General features: G+C 36.4%; 18 protein-coding genes and 1 other RNA gene. 16 read left to right on the forward strand and 3 right to left on the reverse strand.

Translation table 11 applies throughout. From position 1 onward, the window contains the following. Nucleotides 1-19: 19 nt before the first annotated feature. Both ACFIO5_RS03055 and gshB read right to left on the reverse strand, forming a co-directional pair. Nucleotides 20-1,066: a substrate-binding domain-containing protein gene (locus ACFIO5_RS03055; protein WP_375705096.1), complete on the reverse strand. Its 1,047-nt coding sequence runs from the start codon at nucleotides 1,064-1,066 to the stop codon at nucleotides 20-22. A gap of 133 nt (nucleotides 1,067-1,199) precedes the next feature. Beyond that, the gene (gene gshB / locus ACFIO5_RS03060) at nucleotides 1,200-2,147 is read right to left on the reverse strand and encodes a glutathione synthase (protein ID WP_375634580.1); all 948 of its coding nucleotides are present in this window, start codon (nucleotides 2,145-2,147) and stop codon (nucleotides 1,200-1,202) included. 87 nt (nucleotides 2,148-2,234) lie between these two features. Between gshB and ACFIO5_RS03065 the strand changes: the two genes are divergently transcribed. Beyond that, nucleotides 2,235-3,029: a molybdopterin-synthase adenylyltransferase MoeB gene (locus ACFIO5_RS03065; RefSeq protein WP_375634581.1), complete on the forward strand. Its 795-nt coding sequence runs from the start codon at nucleotides 2,235-2,237 to the stop codon at nucleotides 3,027-3,029. 926 nt (nucleotides 3,030-3,955) lie between these two features. Here ACFIO5_RS03065 and ACFIO5_RS03070 read toward each other — a convergent pair. Continuing rightward, nucleotides 3,956-4,519 carry a c-type cytochrome gene (locus ACFIO5_RS03070; protein ID WP_375634582.1) on the reverse strand — a complete coding sequence of 188 codons (564 nt, stop codon included), beginning with the start codon at nucleotides 4,517-4,519 and terminating at the stop codon, nucleotides 3,956-3,958. Between the two features lie 104 nt (nucleotides 4,520-4,623). On the opposite strand from ACFIO5_RS03070, the gene ACFIO5_RS03075 reads away from it, so the two are divergent. The 15 genes from ACFIO5_RS03075 to lnt all read left to right on the forward strand — a co-directional run bounded on the left by ACFIO5_RS03075 (nucleotide 4,624) and on the right by lnt (nucleotide 20,871). Continuing rightward, nucleotides 4,624-5,355: a 3-deoxy-manno-octulosonate cytidylyltransferase gene (locus tag ACFIO5_RS03075; RefSeq protein ID WP_375632301.1), complete on the forward strand. Its 732-nt coding sequence runs from the start codon at nucleotides 4,624-4,626 to the stop codon at nucleotides 5,353-5,355. Further along, nucleotides 5,352-6,215 (forward strand): prephenate dehydratase, encoded by an 864-nt coding sequence (locus ACFIO5_RS03080; protein WP_273790573.1) that lies wholly within the window; start codon nucleotides 5,352-5,354, stop codon nucleotides 6,213-6,215. Before ACFIO5_RS03075 ends, ACFIO5_RS03080 begins: the two co-directional genes overlap by 4 nt. A gap of 536 nt (nucleotides 6,216-6,751) precedes the next feature. Beyond that, a complete protein-coding gene (locus tag ACFIO5_RS03085; RefSeq protein ID WP_375610537.1) occupies nucleotides 6,752-7,159 on the forward strand; it encodes a hypothetical protein in 408 nt (135 codons plus the stop codon). A gap of 1,579 nt (nucleotides 7,160-8,738) precedes the next feature. Next, nucleotides 8,739-8,836: signal recognition particle sRNA small type (ffs, locus tag ACFIO5_RS03090), an RNA gene on the forward strand. Between the two features lie 223 nt (nucleotides 8,837-9,059). After that, nucleotides 9,060-11,000 carry a DNA polymerase III subunit gamma/tau gene (locus ACFIO5_RS03095; protein WP_375633992.1) on the forward strand — a complete coding sequence of 647 codons (1,941 nt, stop codon included), beginning with the start codon at nucleotides 9,060-9,062 and terminating at the stop codon, nucleotides 10,998-11,000. Between the two features lie 14 nt (nucleotides 11,001-11,014). Then, complete coding sequence (locus ACFIO5_RS03100; protein WP_375606797.1) at nucleotides 11,015-11,338, forward strand: YbaB/EbfC family nucleoid-associated protein; 324 nt, start codon at nucleotides 11,015-11,017, stop codon at nucleotides 11,336-11,338. A 30-nt stretch (nucleotides 11,339-11,368) separates the two neighbouring features. Then, nucleotides 11,369-11,974 carry a recombination mediator RecR gene (gene recR, locus ACFIO5_RS03105; protein ID WP_273790577.1) on the forward strand — a complete coding sequence of 202 codons (606 nt, stop codon included), beginning with the start codon at nucleotides 11,369-11,371 and terminating at the stop codon, nucleotides 11,972-11,974. A gap of 69 nt (nucleotides 11,975-12,043) precedes the next feature. Further along, the gene (locus tag ACFIO5_RS03110; RefSeq protein ID WP_375633991.1) at nucleotides 12,044-13,072 is read left to right on the forward strand and encodes a YeiH family protein; all 1,029 of its coding nucleotides are present in this window, start codon (nucleotides 12,044-12,046) and stop codon (nucleotides 13,070-13,072) included. A gap of 735 nt (nucleotides 13,073-13,807) precedes the next feature. After that, nucleotides 13,808-14,494, forward strand: a complete 687-nt coding sequence (gene tsaB, locus ACFIO5_RS03115) for a tRNA (adenosine(37)-N6)-threonylcarbamoyltransferase complex dimerization subunit type 1 TsaB (RefSeq protein WP_375661910.1) — start codon at nucleotides 13,808-13,810, stop codon at nucleotides 14,492-14,494. Beyond that, nucleotides 14,494-14,985 carry a ribosomal protein S18-alanine N-acetyltransferase gene (gene rimI / locus ACFIO5_RS03120; RefSeq protein ID WP_375633989.1) on the forward strand — a complete coding sequence of 164 codons (492 nt, stop codon included), beginning with the start codon at nucleotides 14,494-14,496 and terminating at the stop codon, nucleotides 14,983-14,985. Before tsaB ends, rimI begins: the two co-directional genes overlap by 1 nt. A 31-nt stretch (nucleotides 14,986-15,016) precedes the next feature. Further along, complete coding sequence (miaB, locus tag ACFIO5_RS03125; protein ID WP_375633987.1) at nucleotides 15,017-16,393, forward strand: tRNA (N6-isopentenyl adenosine(37)-C2)-methylthiotransferase MiaB; 1,377 nt, start codon at nucleotides 15,017-15,019, stop codon at nucleotides 16,391-16,393. Between the two features lie 159 nt (nucleotides 16,394-16,552). Next, nucleotides 16,553-17,677, forward strand: a complete 1,125-nt coding sequence (locus ACFIO5_RS03130) for a PhoH family protein (RefSeq protein ID WP_375634606.1) — start codon at nucleotides 16,553-16,555, stop codon at nucleotides 17,675-17,677. Continuing rightward, a complete protein-coding gene (ybeY, locus tag ACFIO5_RS03135; RefSeq protein ID WP_375633985.1) occupies nucleotides 17,674-18,141 on the forward strand; it encodes an rRNA maturation RNase YbeY in 468 nt (155 codons plus the stop codon). The genes ACFIO5_RS03130 and ybeY overlap by 4 nt, the downstream gene beginning before the upstream one ends. A 107-nt stretch (nucleotides 18,142-18,248) precedes the next feature. Beyond that, nucleotides 18,249-19,274 carry a hemolysin family protein gene (locus ACFIO5_RS03140; RefSeq protein WP_375634586.1) on the forward strand — a complete coding sequence of 342 codons (1,026 nt, stop codon included), beginning with the start codon at nucleotides 18,249-18,251 and terminating at the stop codon, nucleotides 19,272-19,274. Beyond that, nucleotides 19,237-20,871, forward strand: coding sequence for an apolipoprotein N-acyltransferase (lnt, locus tag ACFIO5_RS03145; protein WP_375633982.1), 1,635 nt, complete (start codon nucleotides 19,237-19,239; stop codon nucleotides 20,869-20,871). Before ACFIO5_RS03140 ends, lnt begins: the two co-directional genes overlap by 38 nt. The last annotated feature ends 146 nt before the right edge of the window (nucleotides 20,872-21,017 follow it).

Below are 21,017 nucleotides of genomic sequence, written 5' to 3' on the forward strand. Positions count from 1 at the left end.
AACAAATTTTCCCTGCAAATTATTTCAATGTCATTACTCGACCAGCAGAAAAATCAGAACGCTGTGCTTGACGTTCCTTTTCAGGAGAAACAATCAAACCATATTCAGCCAAAGGACCCTCTGGACCAATCATTTGATCAGAAAGAAAAAAATCAACATACTCTCGCAAACCTGAAATAATACCTAAATGTGCTTTCTTAATATAGAAAAAAAGCGGACGAGAAACTGGATATTGTCCACTAGAAATCGTCTCAACTGTTGGCGCAAAACCGTTAATATCGGCAACCTTTAGCCTATCAGCATTATTTTGATAAAACGACAAACCAAAAATACCAACCCCTGTTTTATTAGAAGTTAGACGCGCAAATGTTTCAGAATAATCACCATCAATATCAACCGCTTTTCCATCCTTACGTACCGCAATACAAGCAGTGTGTATCTCCTTATCATCCATTCCTAAAGACTTCATCACCTCAACTGCCCCACTCTCTTTACACCCCTTAGTAAGTAATTTTTCCTCAAAAACTTCACGTGTCCCATGCTTCTCTCCAGGAATATACGCTGCTATCATCCAATCAGGAAGAGCACTATTAACTGCACTCCATTTCAAAACATTATTCGGTTGCAACTTTCCGTCTATAATAATTCGAGCAGCAAGGGCTTTATAAACATCTACTGGCTGTAATTTCCAATCAGGCCCCTTAATATCAGTTGCAAAAACAATGCCATCATACCCAATACGTATTTCCTCAACATCTTTTACACCAGCATCAAAACAAGACTGTAATTCACTCGGTTTCATTGCTCGCGAAGCATTAACAATATCAACAGTGTTCTCCCCAATACCACGGCAGAATTCCTTAATACCAGCTCCTGTTCCTCCCGATTCGATAACAGGAACCTTAAAATGGGGATAAATTTCTCCAAATGTTTCAGCAACAATCTTTTGATAAGGTAAAACTGTAGATGAACCAGTAATCTGTATTTGATCGCGCGCATTGCCTCCATTTGCTGACAGCAGTAGCGCAAAAATCAATCCCACTCCAATTGATAATACTTTGTTCATCTATAAACTCCCTAAAAATTGAAAACAAAGCCTCTTAATTTATATCATACGGTCATTCTAGTTCACATTTGCAACATAACAAATATAAAAAACAACATGGATCATTTTTTTAAAACCATGTTTTTGTCCTCTGTCAAATAAATTCATTTGAACGCTTGAACTCAATAACATCCCAAAACAAATGAGCAACATCTATACCGCAGAAGCGTTTAATTTCACGAATTCCCGTAGGAGACGTCACATTAATTTCTGTTATATAATCTCCAATCACATCAATCCCCACAAAAAGAAGACCGCGTTCCTTTAAGGCTGGACCAATGCGTTCACAAATTTCATAATCACGTTTTGTTAACTCCACATTTTCCGCGCGACCTCCAACATGCATATTAGAGCGCACATCTGTTTCTGTCGGAATTCGATTAATAGCTCCAACAGGTGTACCATCAAGCAAAATAATCCTTTTATCTCCTTTTCGTACTGCCTCTAAATAGCGCTGAACAATAAAAGGTTCGTGATAAATTTCTGCAAATATTTCCAACAATGATGCTAAATTGCGATCATCTTGTTTTAAATAAAAAATACCAGCGCCCCCATTTCCATAAAGTGGTTTAACAATAATATCGCCAAATGTCTCTCTAAAAGCTGTTATTTCTTCAATATCTTTGGTAATTAATGTTTCTGGCATCAGATCAGAAAATTCAGTAACAAAAATTTTTTCTGGACTGTTGCGTACCCATGCCGGATCATTCACAACGAGTGTTTTAGGATGAATACGTTCTAACAAATGAGTTGTTGTGATATAATTGAGATTAAAAGGTGGATCTTGGCGTAAAAGAACCACATCCATGTCTGTTAATTCCGTACGAACAGGCTTTTCTAATCGATAGTGGCTTCCCTCTTTATCATGTACAATCAATGGCTCTAGTCGTGCAATCACACAACCATCGTATAGAGATAAACGATCTGGTGTATAATGGAAGAGAGAATGTCCACGTTCTTGGGCTGCTAAAGCGAGTGCAAATGTCGTATCTCCTTGAATCCGAACTGTTGAAATATGATCCATCTGAATGGCAATTTTCATAAATAAATCCTCTCTATCCTAAAAGCAGACTGGTCTATGCATCATAAACTTAGTAAACAATAAAAGAACTATGACAAGAGAAAATTTATGACACAAGAAACAGATATAAAATTAAACAACAAAGAAATCGAACGCTATGCACGCCACATCATTTTGCCTGAAATTGGTGGTGCAGGGCAACAAAAGCTAAAAAAAGCACGTGTTCTTGTTGTAGGCGCTGGTGGTCTTGGTGCTCCTGTCTTAACCTATTTGGCTGCCGCAGGTGTTGGAACTCTTGGAATTGTCGATAACGACATCGTTTCACTTTCCAATTTACAACGCCAAGTTATTCATAAAACAAATGCAATCAAAAAAAGTAAAACAGACAGTGCTGAAACCACTATAAAAGCAATAAATCCCCATGTTATAGTTGAAAAACACACCCTACGCTTAGACAAAAGTAATGTGGATAAACTGCTCAATGCTTACCACATCATTGTTGATGGAAGTGATAATTTTACGACACGCTATCTTCTTGCTGATCACGCTGCCCAATGTAAAAAACCTTTAATAAGTGGTGCTGTAGAACGTTTTAATGGCTCATTAACCGTCCTTATGCCATATAAAGACAATAATCCTCACTATCGCGATTTATTCCCCACCTCTCCAGCTCACGGGACTATCCCAACATGCGCTGAAACTGGAATCATCGGTGTTTTACCTGGCGTTATTGGGACCCTACAAGCAATGGAAGTTATTAAAATGATCACAAACATCGGAGAGCCATTAGTAGGAAAGATTCTTCTCTATAATGGATTATTAGCGCAATTTAATATTATTACTTATAAACGCTCAAATTATAAAGAAAATACCATAGTTATTAAGAAGCTTGGAGAATCATGATTATGTCCTCTCTTCCACTAATTTTTAGCACTCTCGCAATATGTATTGAAATACTAATTAATTTTATCGCAAGTCATCGAAACATTGTAACCAATGAAACCTATTAAATTTATCACAAATATGGCAAACCTTTTGTGAAAAAATAATTCTCTATAATGGATTATCAGCATAATTTCATGTCATCGTCTATAAATGGACAGAGACTCGTGGGAACGCAGCTGCTATCAGTATTCTTGTGTAAAAAATTTTCGACGTAGATAAAAATACAATCAGCAGAACTCTATTCAACTATTTTACTATTCACACATAAAAATTGTTTCACATGAAAGTGCTTACTTCAAACCATAACCTATAAATAAATAATTTAAGTCATATTTTAGTGATCGATACTATAAAAGGTCAATGATCTGTCCGTACATCTCTAACCTCAAGAGAAAACGTCTATTCATCGAGCATCATAAAATGCAGCTTAGGATTATTGCACGTATAAGAACAATCAATTGTCTCTGTTCATAAGAAAAATACATGGGACTTGATGTAAAAGTACATAGGGATTGATGTGTATAGAAGGATTGAGATAAACCTCATGGAGAGCTTTAATTACATAATTATTGCATTCAGAAGCAGAAAGCTGCGGCTCATGAATTGATAATCCTTCAGCAATAATTTCACAGACAAGTATATGTAGAAAAAGTGAAGCACACAAATCTTGAAAACCAATCCACAGACGACAGCGTAAAGAGTGCATTTTTATAAAAGATCTCTTTAAAATAAGCGAGTAAATATGCAATGTTAAATATGTTCTGTTTTGCGTGAGGGGCGTTCCCCCCTAACAAAACATCAATAAGAGCTCTTTTTATAAAACTGTGAAACTAAAATTACAAAAAAATCAGACTTCTTTCTAAAATTAACATCTATGGTATAAGTTAATTTGGCTCGTTCGCTTTATTATTATCCATTGGTAAAGGAACAGGATGATCGGATAAACTGCGTAAATAAAGCAAGAGATCGGCACGATCTTGGTCATTTTTAATTCCACGAAAAGACATAATGGTCCCAGGAAAAGCTTCACGTGGAGAATGTAAATAACGATCTAACGTTACAAAATCCCATTTTTGATCAGAATGAGCACGTAATGCCCGTGAATAAGCAAAACCTGCTGCTGATGCCAAAGGGCGGTTAACAATCTCCCAGAGAACTGGACCAACACGCCCTGCTTCATTGCGTCCAGATGTGTGGCATATGGCACATTGGCGAAAAACTTTACGGCCATTTTCAAAATTGCCTTGTTGAAGGCGGCTATTTAGTGATAGGGAAACATCAGGTGCTTTTTGTTTTTCTTGAAATATATCATTCTTGGCAACTGTATGATGATATTGGACTGATGTAGGATGATCATAAACTATATTGCTGAGTGTGGAAATCCCCACAATAGCGACCAGCACACATAAACAAGCACAAATAAAATAAATAAATCTCGAGCGATTCATAAAAACTCAAATGTTCACGGTTTTATTACCATTTTTAGTTTAAGCTTTTTCTTTATAACACACAATATCATAAATGCATCACAGATGACATTGGGAATCTTACAATGGCTCTTGAACCAATTATTCTTATTCCTGCCCGTATGGGCTCAACCCGTCTTCCTCAAAAAGCTCTCGCTGAAATTGGCGGAAAACCGATGATTGTTCATGTCGTAGAACAAGCCAAAAAAGCTGGAATAGGACGTACAATCGTTGCAACAGATCATAATGATATCGCTAAAGCTGTTGCAGATTATGGGCATGAATATATCATAACACGAGGTGATCATAAGTCTGGATCTGATCGTATTTATGAAGCTTTAGTGCGTATTGATCCTGAACAACGCTACAACGCCATTTTAAATATACAAGGTGACTTACCAACAATCATGCCTCGTGAAATCATTCGTGCGCTACGCCCTCTAGAAAATAGCTTTACTGATATTGCAACCTTGGGTGCCAAAATCATTGAAGAAAATGAAACAAGAGATCCCAATGTTGTCAAAATCATTGGTACACCGCTTTCTCAAAATCGCCTTCGTGCTCTTTATTTTACGCGCGCCAAAGCACCTTATGGAGAGGGTCCTCTTTATCACCATATTGGAATATACGCCTATAGGCGCGAAGCACTTGAGAAATTTGTATCATTCAAACCCTCACCACTTGAGAAACGTGAAAAACTTGAACAATTACGTGCATTAGAAAACAATATGCGTATCGATGTGGAAATAGTCGATACAATTCCCTTAGGTGTAGACACACAACATGATCTCGATAGAGTTTGTGAGATTTTAGCATGAAAATACTTAAAAAAACCAATAAAATTTCTTTCCAAGGAGAATACGGCGCTAATTCCCATATTGCTTGCTCCAATATGTTCCCCAATATGGATGCTGTTCCCTCTGCTACTTTCGAAGACGCCCTTAATTTAGTGGAAAGCGGGAAAGCTGATCTTGCTATGATCCCTATTGAAAATACCCTTGCGGGACGCGTTGCAGACATTCATCATCTTTTACCACAGTCATCTCTTTATATTATTGATGAATATTTTTTACCTATCCATTTTCAACTCATGGTTTTGCCCGGCGTTACACATGACGAAATTAAAACCGTCCACAGCCATACGCATGCCCTTGCACAATGCCGAAAAATCATACGAAACAACGGTTGGAAACCTGTTGTTTCTGCTGACACCGCTGGAGCTGCAAAATTTATTAAAAAAAATGCTAAACGTTCACAGGCTGCCTTAGCACCTTTAATTGCAGCAGAACTCTATGGACTTGATATTCTTGAAAGAGATGTTGAAGATAACCCTCATAATATTACCCGTTTTGTCATCCTTTCACGCTCCAAACGGCATGTCCCCAAACCTCAAAATGGCGAAAAAATCATCACCAGTCTTCTTTTTCGAGTGCGCAATGTCCCCGCAGCTCTCTATAAAGCTATGGGAGGATTTGCAACGAATGGTATCAATATGACAAAATTAGAAAGCTATCAAATTGGTGGAAATTTCAATGCAACACAATTCTTTGTTGATATTGAAGGACATCCTGAAGACCCGATGATGAAACTTGCCTTAGAAGAATTATCTTTCTTTTCTGCAGAACTGCGTATTATCGGTACTTATCCAGCACAAAACGATCGAACATCGTATATATAAAAGCAATTAAGCTGCTATCATTTTTTGTTGATATCAAAAAGCATCGTAAAAATTTCATAATGCAACGCATTTTGAAAGGGCTGTTTTTTCTACTCAACACCCTTCATAAACACTGAAGAAGAAAAAACAGCTCGTAATAGAATATATAAATTATTTTCATAATATTTTCTCACAAATTATATCATGATAAACCGCAATTCAACTCGTATAAAAACCAGTGTAAAAAAACACAGTAACCAAAAATAAAAACGCTTGTACCATCTATTTCCCTTTATATATTTAAAGAGAGCCTCTTGAGAAAAGTCATTTCCTCTGACAATATTCCAATAAAGATAACGAACTTCTAAATTAGCTCTCAAAACAATTCAAATTATTATACATAATAGAGTATTCGAATCTTTTAGATTAATATCATTCTAAACATGGTTTAAAACTAGAAAATGCAACTTAGCCCTGATTTTAGCGTTAAGTTTGAACTTGTATCTTTATAAAAACTGATTTATGATTCACCTCACTTTAGAAAAAAGGAGAGGATAATGAAAAAAATCTTCACGCGAGGATTATTAGCCGCAAATATTCTCGCCTACTCTAGTGTTGCATTTGCTGGCTTTGGTGAAAAAAAATGGAATTTTGCGCGGGATGAAAGTGTTGTGATCACACCATCCTATACATTCCAGCAAGGAGTTGAATACTCTTGTAATACCTTTAAACCGAAGAAAGTATCCTTTACTTTATCATACTCTGCCCCTTCTGATTTAAACAAATTGAGAATTTTTGTTGATGATGAAAAGAAAATAACCCATGATAAAGAAAAGAAAATCTTTACCCTAAAAAATATAAAATCTCTTCATATAAGTTTTCCTTGGTCAGGACATTATATTTTTAAAAATATTACGAACAAAAAAGTTGTTGGAACAGATTGTGACACAGGAGGTTATGATTAACAATATTTCTATAACATCTAAATTTGAGTAGAGTTATTCTTTTTTCAGGTATTTTTTTCAAAATAGGGCATAATGAGCCATTAAAACTAATCGCTGAAAAGGTTATTTTTATCCTAATATGGCAACCCTTAAGCTGCTTATAAGGTTAGATATTAAAGAACTTTTGCGAAAACTAAATGACTAAAATTAAATTGTTCTGTATTTTCTACTATCAGAGCTATTTTTTTAATAAGAATATAACTTCTATCTTTGCAACTGCTTTATTTTAAGTACTATAAAGCACATCGTACCCAAATCACTTAGATAAACAGAAAAGTAAAATTTGCTCTACAGATGCATTCCTCGCTGCATTTTAAATCATACTCATTCAGCTTTTTATAAAAATTTATCTCGCTTTTCCCTCCTTATTAAAGGATATAATTATTTGAAACTATAAAATGTCGCTTATATCGAATAAGAACCATTTTTATGCTTATAAAATCAGTACCCCCTTATTTCTATAGCGTTTAATGTTGCATCTTCTCTTGCATAAGTACAGTCTCTTAAAAATATATGAAACCTTTTCTCAATAATAAAAATTCATATATTGATCCATCTTGTGATAAACATCAATGTTTTTTAATTAAAAGAACAAGTACGCAAAAAAAGAGCGATAACATCTACTCAGTATTTATATACGTTAAAAGAAAAAATATTACATATTTGATATTCTCATTCACTATAGAAATGAGGTGGTTCTCTTATAAGATATTTAATATATTGACTTATCATTATAAGAGTTCGATTTTTTATACTGAATTACAACCACAAATAAAGTAAGATCTCCCATCTTAAATCTCATATTGAATCAATTAAAATCGTTTCCTTGAAAGTTACAAATGGGAGTGATGTGTGAGTAAAAACGATTAAAAAAGGAATAAAAATGCTTCTTATAAAGCCTCTCAAGTGCAAGGGATCGCAACATTGGGAGTTGTTAAGTAGTATGAGGGCTAAAATTTATACTTTTATTAAGCATAAAAAAGATAGTGCACAATGGACTTATATCTCAAGGAGAGTATGTATACTATTTACGAGTAGAGTTTGAAATATAGTTAAGAGTATTGAGCAATCGCTCTTTAAAAAGCCTGTGAATGTACAACATTAAATGTATTATGTTTGGGATGTTTTGTATAGAGGAGCAACACCATTAAAGCAATATTTTATAATTATTTAAATAGCACTCTTCCCCCTAACTTTCGAATGTTAGCCAATTACATGATCTATATACTTTATTTGCCTTTTTTATCGTTGCAAATTTTTAATCATTCAATTTCGTAGTTTTAGAACAGGCGTATCTATCCTAAAACTCTTATATGTTTCAGCGAATGAGAATAATTATACATTCAGACGATCTTAAGCGAAAAGATATTTTCATACCAAATAAATATGAAGAGCTACTGCTATAAAAACTGGTAAATCCACAATCTCTTTGTTGTTTATATGTCAATAAATTAAACGCAAAGGAAAATTCTTCATCGTTCTTAGGATATTTTTCGTTTCTGAGCTTGATTTTTCATTCCAAATCGACAATATGAGTTTGGGAGGTTGGTGGTGGACGAACTACTCGCCAACTGGGTCAGGTCTGGAAAGAAGCAGCCCCAACGAGTTCTGGTACGGGTCATCGTTCCAACCTCCTATTTTGCTGAAGAAATTATTTTTTATGCTGTCTTTTAGCGAGGTATTTTTAATCTTCAGAGCGGCATTTGTATGCAGCAAATAAAGGGATTTTGTTGTTTTTAAACAAATTGTCCCATAAATAATTTGATTAAGAAAAAATCCTTTTATATGAGACTACAGTATTGATCTATGCTTTTGTATTATCAAAATGTACGCATAAAGAACTTCGAAGTTGGAAATATTCATGGAAAATTTACCGGTAGAAACAGCCTATCGTGTTCTTGCTCGTAAATATCGGCCCCAAAACTTCTCTGACCTCATTGGTCAGGAAGCTATGGTGCGTACTCTCACCAACGCCTTTGAAAAAGGTCGTATTGCACAAGCGTGGATGTTAACAGGGATTCGTGGCGTAGGTAAAACCACAACAGCACGTATTTTGGCACGTGCGCTTAATTATAAAACAAAAGATATTGACCAACCAACAACTGTATTGGACTCTCTTGGTGAACATTGCACACAAATTATCGAAGGGCGCCATATTGATGTTATAGAAATGGATGCCGCTTCTCATACGGGCATTGATGATATTCGTGAAATTATTGAACAAATACGCTATCGTCCTGTTTCTGCACGCTATAAAGTTTACATTATCGATGAAGTACATATGCTCTCAACACAAGCCTTTAATGGTTTATTGAAAACTCTTGAAGAACCACCTTCCCATGTGAAATTTATTTTTGCCACAACAGAAATTCGCAAAGTTCCTATTACAATTCTTTCGCGTTGCCAACGTTTTGATTTGCGACGTATTGAATCAAAAGCTTTGAGTGCACATTTGCGCCAAATTGCGAAATATGAAAAGGTAGAAGTAGAAGATCAAGCGCTCTCTATGATTGCCCGTGCTGCAGAAGGATCTGCACGTGATGCATTATCCATTTTTGATCAAGCAATCGCCCATAGCAATGGCAATGTTAATGCTATTGCGGTGCGTACAATGTTAGGATTAGCGGATCAAGCACGTATTATTGATCTTTTTGAATTTATCATGAAGGGCGATGTTGTCAATGCGTTACATGAATTACGCAGTCAATATGAAGCAGGTGCTGATCCTCTTACTATATTGACAGAACTAGCCGATTTTAATCATCTGGTCACACGTTTACGTTTTACACCAGAAATAGTGGAAGATTTCTCTCTGACTGAAGAACAACGTTTAAGAAGTTTAGACTTTTCAAAAAAACTTTCCGTTCCTATTTTATCCCGAAACTGGCAAATGTTACTCAAAGGTTTACAGGAAGTTAATCAAACTGCACGTCCTCTTCAAGCCGCTGAAATGCTTTTAATTCGTCTTGCTCACACGGCTGACTTACCAACTCTTGATGAGGCTTTAAAAAAGCTTACGCAAGAAAAAACGCCTCTCACACTGGTTAAAAATTCTTCTCATCAAGAATCTACAAATGCAAATAATATAACAAAAGAAACAATGGTCGGAGCCCATGCTTCCTCGAGCGTTTCAAATATATTAGCCGATCAATCAGATTTAAAAAGCTCTTTGAAAAACCAATTAGATCATTCCTTACAACCAGAAAATTTAGTTAAAAATCAAAACCATGACAAAATCAACGCCCAAGAAGTAACAGAAATTCTAGAAACTTCTCAATCTACTGATTTTTCTGAAAAGATTGCAAATTTATCGCATTCTGTCACGCAAACAACAGAAAAGATTACTGAACCTAAAACTCTCGTGATTAATTCTTTGCACGATATTGTTCAATTAGCCGAACAGCATAATGACGTTCCTTTCAAACTCCTTGTTAAAGAATTTGTTCATCCTGTTTCTTTTGAAGCTGGGCATATTACCTTGAGACTTTCTGAAAATACCCCACAATTTCTTGCTCATGATATAGAAAAAAAGATATCTCAATGGACTGAAAAACGCTGGACAATAACTTTTGTTAATGAAGGAGGTGGCCCAACCTTACAGGAGGAAAGTATAGCGATTCAAAAGACTCTTTTTTCCAATGCAGAAACAGATCCTGATATCGCGAAAATCCTCAATCATTTCCCAGAAGCAAAAATTGTCGATATTCGACTCAATAAAGAAGAAAATGATCTTGATTTACTCCCCAATACCTTTAAAAATGCTGATATTTTTAAAAATAAAAATGATATCAATGATGAATAAGGATACCTATTCCTATGCGTGAAATGATGAGCATGATGAAAAAAGCCAAAGAAATGCAAGAAAAAATGCAGAAGATTCAGGAGGAAATAGCTAATCTGCAAGCTGTGGGCACTGCAGGGGGTGGTCTCGTCAATATCACTTTAAATGGCAAAAATATTATAACAGCAATTCAAATTGATCCTTCATTACTCAAACCTGAGGAAGCTGAAATTCTTGAAGATCTCATTATGGCGGCTTATAATGAAGCAAGAACAAAAATCGAAGTCGCAATAGAAGAAAAAACCAAAAGTATGACCGCAGGGCTACCACTCCCATCAGGTTTCAAGCTTCCATTTTAATGAAGCGGATTTTTTCCGTGGGACAAAAATATGTCTAAATACATTGCAGGACCTGAAATTGAACGTCTCATTCAGATTTTATCACGGTTACCAGGTCTTGGTCCACGTTCAGCACGTCGTGCTGCGCTTCATCTTATCAAAAAAAAAGAGACATTGCTGGAGCCTTTGGGAGCGGCTATACAAGCAGCTATAGAAAAAGTCGGCATTTGTTCTGTTTGTGGAAATGTCGATACCATTGATCCTTGTTCAATTTGCACAGATTTACGCCGCGATGATACAACAATCATTGTTGTTGAGGATATTGCTGATCTGTGGGCTCTTGAGCGCGCAAAAACTTTAGCCGCACGTTACCATGTGTTGGGTGGACGACTCTCCCCCTTAGATGGAATAGGCCCTGATGAACTCAATATTGCCACCTTAATACAACGTGTTGTACAAAACCCTATTACGGAGATTATTCTTGCTGTCAATGCGACTGTCGAAGGTCAAACAACTGCTCACTATATCACCGATCAGCTTTCCAATTTTCCAGTTAAAATTACGCGACTTGCTCATGGTGTCCCTGTAGGAGGCGAGCTTGATTATCTTGATGACGGAACTTTAGCAGCAGCTGTACAAGCAAGAACAAATCTTTAAAAATTTCTTTCTCTTACCTGTTATTTCGTTTTATTTACTATTATTTCTTTGTATGGGGAAAATATTCAAGTGATAAAGAAAAAACTCTCACTTTTAAACGACTTTGGTCCTGGTATTCTAGTATGTTTACTCATATCAGCCTTAGCTTATGGCTTAGAAGTCGTAGAAAAACAGCTTTTTGGACAAGCTTGGCTTGAAAGCATTGTTTTGGCAATTCTTTTAGGATCGATTATCCGTAGTTGTTTTCCTTTGCCAACATATTTTCAAAAAGGTATCACCTTTTGTGCAAAAACACTTCTCGAAATTGCTATCGTTCTTCTAGGAGCAAGCATTAGCATTAACGCAGTCCTTTCAGCTGGCTGGAATTTGCTTGCTAGTATCATATTCGTGATATTCGTAACGATTATCCTGAGCTTTGCCATCGGCCGACTTTTCGGGCTTTCTACACATTTAGCAATGCTGGTCGCTTGTGGGAATGCTATTTGTGGCAATTCAGCTATTGTCGCCGTTGCACCTGTCATAAAAGCAAAACATGACGATGTAGCCGCGTCAATTGCCTTCACTGCTCTTTTAGGAATTCTTATTATTTTATTTCTACCCTTTTTACATCCGTCTCTGAATTTGTCATTTAGCCAATATGGTGTGCTTGCTGGCATGGTTGTTTATGCTGTACCACAGGTTTTAGCAGCAACAGCATCTGTCTCTTTTCTGAGTGTTCAAATTGCAACAATTGTCAAATTAGTACGGGTTCTCATGTTAGGCCCTGTTATTTTTACTCTATCAATCATTTATCGCCGATCAGCACAAACACGCTTGCGTTTACATACCCTCGTCCCATGGTTTATCATTGGCTTTATTATCATGATGCTTGTTCGCTCAAGTGGTCTTATCCCTGAAAAGGCTATCAATCCCATCAAATTTATTGCCCAGTTGTTTACTGTTATCTCAATGGCTGCACTAGGATTAGGTGTTGATATCCGATCACTAAAAAAAGCAGGATGGCGCGTCATTTTGGCTTCAACCTGCTCCATAATTATTCTCGGTATTTGTAGCCTTATCATGATACAATTAAATGATTTAAATCATATAACATTTTAAATGTGTATTGATTATTATTTTTTCAACGTAGTATGCAATCAACCCAAAGTCCTCATTATTATTAAAATCAGTTCTTTCATAAACCAGAAAAAGTTCTAAAATACTGCTCATTATTCTATACAAAAAATTGAAAGAGCTGATATTTAAGTGAAAACTGTCAAATTTGCTTTTCAGTCCATAATGATTTGCAACAGGGTAGTATCGAAATACGTAACTCATGCAAAACAATGCCATTTCTTTCATCTGCTCTCATTACGCTGAGGTTTTTATATAAAGACGGATAGAATATATTCTTATTTGGAAAAAATGTGGGGTCATAACTTTTCCTCTTTTAAATTACTTTTACTTACTATGTAATACAAGTGGCATCATCGTACTATTTGATAGCTTAAAAGTTGTGACAATCCTTACATTTAAACGATTCGTGAAAGGAGTTTTTATTCTTTTCTTCAACAGTTTTGATTCATACGCTAACTCCGCTTGTAATATACAAGCTAATAACTTTAATTGTTTCACCATAAGTAGATTTAAAATAAGAGAATCTTATAATACTCAAGATACTCATTCAAAAAGTGATAAAAATAAGGATTAAATCAACATCTCGTTCTACCCCATAAAAAGATATTGTTGCTTATTGGCACTAGTAACTTTCTTACAAATGAAATATACGATAATGAAAATATTAAAAATACAGCAGGACTTTTATTTATCGTTTTATTCAACTAAAATATTTTTATGCTTATCCTTGCTATAGATACTGCTTCAATTTATTGTGCTGTTGCGCTTATTCGTCATAAATCTGTTATTGCGCGTATCAATGAGCGCATGAACAAAGGACATGCTGAAAAACTTATTGGGCAGATTACACAAATAATGACACAAGCCAATATGACGCTTGATCAAGTTGAGCGTATTGCTGTCAATATTGGACCTGGGTCATTTACTGGTGTACGTGTCGGTGTTGCAACAGCGCGCGCTTTGGCATTAGCACTTGAAATACCAGCTATTGGAGTGAGTGCTCTTGAAGCGTTAGCAGCACAAGTCATAAACAGTAAAAGTACAGCATCAGCAATTACTGTTGTCATTGAAGCAGGGAGAGGGATGTTCTACCATCAAAATTTTCATAATGATCTCACACCTTTGGGAGAGCCGGCATTAAAAACAATTGAAAATATCCTCGAAGATTTGCCAAAAAAAACCCGACTGACTGGCCCAGCTGCTGATGTCGTTGTGGAGCATGTTAAAAACCATAAAATATACGAAAAAATTGTCCTAGAAAAAATCTCCTGCGAAGCGGCTGATATTGTAAACTATGCTTATCTTGCTGCAAACAAACAATCAAAAAATTCACCTCGCCCACTCTATCTACGCAGCGCTGATGCAAAACAACAAACCAATTTTGCTTTACCACAAAAAAAATAATGCCCAAATTTTCATTGACAAAAAAGAATTTTGGAATTGCTCCGCTACAAGTTAATGATAGTGCTTCTCTTCATCAAATTCATCAGCATTGTTTTACCCCTTCTTGGGAAAAACAAGCTTTTGATAATTTCTTAACAGATCACTCTATCTTCGGACACAAAGTTTTTCTCATTGATCGCTCTGATCAAATTTTAGGCTTTTGCCTATGCCGTCTCATCCTTGATGAAGCAGAAATCATCACAATTGCTGTTCATCCTCATTATCGTCAACAAGGAATTGGTACCTTTCTTATCGAAAGCACAGTTCACCATCTTCACGACAAGGGCGCCATAAAATTATTCTTGGAAGTAGAAGCCACAAATCTTTCTGCTTTGAACCTTTATCAACGCTTTGAATTTCAAAAAATTTCTGAACGTCTTGCCTACTACGCGTCAAAAAATGGTCGTGGTGATGCAATTATCATGCAAAAAACTTTTAAGCAAATAGATTGAGATTTGTGTAAAAAACATTTACACATGCGCTATGAATAAAGTAAATCCTAAAAATACGCCTCCTGTTGCTCCTAAAAAGGTTTTTATCAAAACCTATGGATGTCAAATGAACGTTTATGATAGCCAACGGATGACTGATAGTCTCAGTTCGCAAGGCTATGTGACAACACAAATTCCCAATGATGCCGATCTTATTCTTGTTAATACCTGTCATATTCGTGAAAAAGCAGCAGAAAAACTTTATTCTGATCTCGGTCGTTTGCGCGTTATGCGTCAAGAGCGCACACCTGATAAACCCCTTATGGTTGGTGTAACAGGTTGTGTTGCACAAGCTGAGGGAAGTGAAATCTTGCGCCGTGCTCCAACAGTGGATCTTGTTATTGGTCCGCAAATGTATCATCGCTTGCCAGAATTGTTAGAAAAAGCCAAACAAGGGAAAAAAATTATCGAAACAGACTATGCTGTTGAAGATAAATTTGCTCATTTGCCGCCCCATAATAAACATGCAGTAAGAAAACGAGGTGTTAGCGCATTTTTAACAGTGCAGGAAGGTTGCGATAAATTTTGCACTTTTTGTGTTGTTCCGTACACACGCGGTGCTGAAATATCACGATCCGTTGAACAAATTACTGAAGAGGCCCTTCAACTCATCGAAGCGGGTGTCAAAGAAATTACGCTGCTTGGACAAAATGTCAATGGTTGGCATGGACAAAGTGCTGATGGCAAAACTTGGCGTCTTGGCGATCTTCTTTATCATCTCGCAAAACTCGATGGTTTAAAGCGTTTGCGTTACACAACCAGCCACCCACGTGATATGGATGATAGCCTTATTGCCGCGCATCGAGATCTTGATATGTTAATGCCTTACCTCCATCTTCCTGTTCAATCAGGTTCAGATCGCATCTTAAAAGCCATGAACCGACAACACAAAAGCTCTCATTATCTTCATCTTATCGAAAAAATTCGAACCGTACGGCCAGATATTGCCTTTTCAGGCGATTTTATTGTAGGGTTTCCAGGAGAAACAGATGAAGACTTTGAAGAAACCATTAAACTTATTCAACAAGTACAGTACAGTTCAGCTTATTCTTTTAAATATTCCCCCCGTCCTGGAACAGTGGGAGCCACAATGAAAAATCATGTTGATGAATCTGTAAAAGATGCCCGACTTCAACATTTACAAATCCTTCTCCTTGAGCAACAAAATGCATTTTTGCGTTCTAAAATTGGTCAAAAAACGAACGTTCTCATCGAAAAAACTGGACGTCACTCAGGACAAATGGTAGGGCGTTCCCCTTGGCTTTTACCTGTTGTCGTCGATACAGAAGCCTCTACAGGTAGCGTGATAGAAATTCATATTAAAAATGCAAGCTCAAACAGTTTTGTTGGTGAAGTGACAAATAGATAGACATGCCTCTAACACCTTGTTCACAATAAATATTTTGGAAAACTCTTTTATTTTAAAAGAAAATGATTACATCTAAAGCGTGCACTTTTTGTAAAAAATTGTCTTTTATAAAGTTTACTTAAAAAAATGTGCAATATTTATGTAGATATGGAGAATAGGCTGAAAGCTTCAACCGAAAAAATAAAGCGTATTAAAGAAAAAGTAAATACGTCCCTTGAAAAGGCTGATACCTTGAAACAAACAAGCGCTTCAGATCTGAGCCAAGTTGTTTTGATTTTCGAAAATAATCAATATGCAAAAGCAGTTTTTGGTAAATTTGACGAAAATCTCGCTTATATCGAAAAAAAACTCGAACTTAGTATTCATCCGCGTGGTAATGAAGTCTTAATCCGTGGAAATATTTCCGTTATAAAACGTGCGCAATATGTATTGCAGCAGCTTTATGAACGTGCCAAAACACATCAAGAGCTCACTTTATCAGATATAAAAGGAGCGATTGCTATGGCAAATATACCAAAGAAGCAGAAAGAAGACACAATAACACACAAATCTGCAACGAAACGTATACCAGCACGGTTGAGTACCCATAAAAAAATAATTCATGCAAGAACTCCAACACAAGACGCTTACATAAGTGCTATGGAGCATACTGAACTTGTGTTTGGTGTAGGACCAGCAGGAACAGGAAAAACGTATCTTGCTGTTGCTCATGCTGCAATGCTTCTAGAACGTGGTATCATTGAACGAATTATTCTCTCACGTCCGGCTGTTGAAGCTGGAGAACGTCTTGGTTTTCTTCCCGGTGATCTCAAAGAAAAAGTCGACCCATATTTACGACCACTTTATGATGCTCTTTATGATATGATGCCCGCTGAAAAAATAGAACGCATTTTAGCTTCTGGTGTCATAGAAATTGCTCCTCTCGCCTTTATGCGCGGACGAACACTTGCCCATGCTGCTGTTATTCTTGATGAGGCACAAAATACTACGCCCATGCAAATGAAGATGTTCCTCACACGTCTTGGAGAAGGAACGCGTATGATCGTTACCGGTGACGTAAGCCAAATTGATTTGCCTACAGGGCAAAAATCAGGTCTCATTGAAGCAGTTCGCATTCTTTCAAATATAGAAAATATTGCAATTGTGCATTTTGATGAAAAAGATGTTGTACGCCATCCACTTGTTGCTGCTATCGTTCGTGCTTATGATCGTGATTCCGAAATACAAAATAAAAAAAAATCATTCACACGCGATGCATTAAAAAATGAATTTGATTCATCATGATTATTATTGATATAATGATTAAAAGCGCAGGGTGGAATGATGAGAAAATGCTTTATAATATCACTGAAAAAGCATTAATGACAGCTATGCATCATGTTTCATTGGAAAATGTTGTAAGCGAGATTAGCCTGCTTTTTACGGATGATGAACATATGGCACAAATCAATGCACAATGGCGCAACAAAAACAAATCTACTAATGTACTATCCTTTCCTGCTTTTCCACTTAAAGCTGGAAATCGACCTGGTCCCATGCTCGGTGATATTATTATTGCCCGAGAAACTGTTGTTTTCGAAGCAGAGAAAGAAGGAAAAACATTTCAAGACCATTTAACACATATGATTGTTCATGGTATCTTGCATCTGCTTGGTTATGACCATGAAACTGATGATGAAGCATATAAAATGGAAAAGCTCGAAAGGGAAATTCTTCAAAAGCTTTCCATAAAAGATCCTTACGCATAATTGTCTATCAATGATAAAATTTAACTTTTAAAATCAATATTACCAGCATACCATTTAAAGCCTCTTATTTATCTGTTATAAAAGAAAGTCTAGAAGATTTCAAAACCATGGCAAACAAAATAAATGCACAAAATAATAATCAAGCATCTTCTAATAATGAAAAAGACCCCTCTCAGCAAACGAATCATACAGAAAAATATTCCCTGATGAATCATTTGTTTTCATTCTTACGGGGTCGAAATTGTGCATCTACGTCACTGCGCGATGATCTTACCGTTGCACTCACGACTAACAATGAAAAAGATACCGCCCTCTTCTCACCTGAAGAACGTACTATGCTGCATAACATTTTACGCTTACGTGAAGCACGCGTGGATGATGTTATGATACCTCGTTCTGAAATCGAAGCATTAGAAATAAACACCTCTCTTGGAGAAACCCTTAAATGTTTTGCAAAAATTGGTCATTCTCGTATCCCCGTTTATGCTGAAACTTTAGATGATCCGCGCGGCATGATCCATATCCGCGATATTCTTAACTACATCACTCGCTTTATTATCAATCCAACAAAAACCGAACAAAAATCCGATTTTCTTCAATTAAACCATACAGACTTGCATACTCCAATTGGTGAATTGGATTTGATCCGAACAGTTCTCTTTGTTCCCAGTTCTATGCTTGCAAGCAAATTATTAACACGGATGCAAACTACACGAACTCAAATGGCTTTAGTTATTGATGAACATGGAGGAACAGATGGTCTCGTTTCAATGGAAGATATTGTTGAGTTAGTCGTTGGAGATATCGAAGATGAACATGATAATGTCGACAATGCTATCGTACGTGAACCAAATAATAAATGGCTCGTTGATGCAAGAACTGAACTAGAAGATGTGGAGAAAGCTCTTGGTCCTGATTTTATCGTAGGAGAATATGGTGATGAAGTTGATACTATTGGTGGTTTGATCGTCTCAATTCTTGATCGCATTCCTGCCAAAGGTGAAATTGTCGAAGCTGTACCTGGCTATAGATTTCGTATTTTAGAAGCTGATAAACGCCGGATCAAACGGTTGCGCATTTTTCGCATTCCCAAAAATGAGAATCTTGAGAACAATGCCATCCCTAAAGAATAGTCCAGCGTTTTTAAACAATTTCATCGTTTTTTTATTCTCTGTTACAGGCTGGAAGCGCCAAGCATGGATATTTCTGTGTGGTGCTCTTACTTCTTTTGCACTTCCACCCTTTTATTTAACACCTCTTTGCTTTCTAACTTTCCCTCTCTTTATTGTTTTACTTGACTCAATACAGGACACCAAAAACAATAAAAAACATTTTTTTACTTACGCTTTAAGCTGTGGAACCTTTGGTTTTAGTTATTTTATTTGCGGCCTTTGGTGGCTATGCAATGCTTTGTTAACAGATCCAGATTCTTTTGGTTGGGCCGTCCCATTAGCCATTTTAGTCCCTCCACTCTACCTTTCTTTTTATTGGTTTTTTTCTGGTTTCATTGTCGGTTTATTATGGACAAAAGGAATAGCACGCTTTTTTGTTTTAGCCTTTGCATTAGGATTATCCGAGTGGTTGCGTGCGTTTTTATTCACAGGATTTCCATGGAATTCTCTTGGCTATACAGCCATGCCAACCCCAGTGTTCATGCAATCTGATGCAATCGTAGGACTTTACGGAATGAATATTCTTGCTGTCTTAGCCTACAGTTTGCCAACTGTTTTATTAACGGATGAAAAAAAGAAAGTGGCACTTTCTCTTTGCTTATCACTTATATTAATTCACTGTGGTTTTGGGTTTTATCGTCTTCATACTATAGAAAACACAGCTGAAGATCAAAAAAGTGCTTATTGGGTGCGCATTGTTCAACCGTCCATCCAACAAAATATAAAATTGCGTGATAATACACGAGAATCTATGTTGGAAGCGCATATGAAGCTAAGTGCAACGCCAACAACCGATCAAAATTCAGAACCCGATTTTATCGTATGGTCTGAAGCTTCCGTTCCTTACCTTCTCTATGATAACTCATCTACCACAATGCGCATTGCCTCTCTTTTAAAACCTAAACAATGGGCTATCGTTGGAGCAATACGCGCCAGCAATGATCTACCTCATTCCCAAACACAATATTTTAATACAATTGCAGTCATTAATGCTCAAGGTAATATTTTAAATACTTCCGATAAACTTCATTTGGTTCCTTTTGGTGAGTATCTTCCTTATCAGAATTTATTGAAAAAAATTGGATTGCGTACCCTTGCCGATAATATTGGTGGATATAGTGCTGCAAGTGTGCGCAAAATTGTTACAATGCCAAACGGATTTTCTTATCTACCCTTGATTTGTTATGAAGCAATATTTCCCCATGAAATGACTTTTAAAGGCTCCCCGCCTCAAGCAATTATTAATATTACAAATGATGCATGGTTTGGTGTAACACCTGGACCCTATCAACATCTTCAACAAGCACAGCTTCGTGCCGTTGAACTGGGAATCCCCCTCATACGGGCAGCCAATAATGGCATATCAGCTGTTATTGATTCTTATGGACGAATCGTTGTAGCTCTTCGACAAAATGCTGTGGGCATTATTGATTCACGAGTTCCATCATCCATTACCCCTATAGGAAGCAATGAATACAGAACTTTCTCTACTTTTATCTTATTCATCCTTATGCTATTGTGTCGTATTGGTTTTGGTTTTACAAAACAGCTTAAATGATTCAAGTGCCCTTTGTACGGTATTATGTTGCGTGTACCAGTAATATTGGGAAAAAATATTACATATTGTTTTAATTATATGATAAATCAACTGCGCATAAATATGATGTTGGTTTAGAAGAAAAATGCTGGAAATAAAGAGTTGCA

This window comes from Bartonella sp. AA86SXKL (assembly GCF_042196885.1).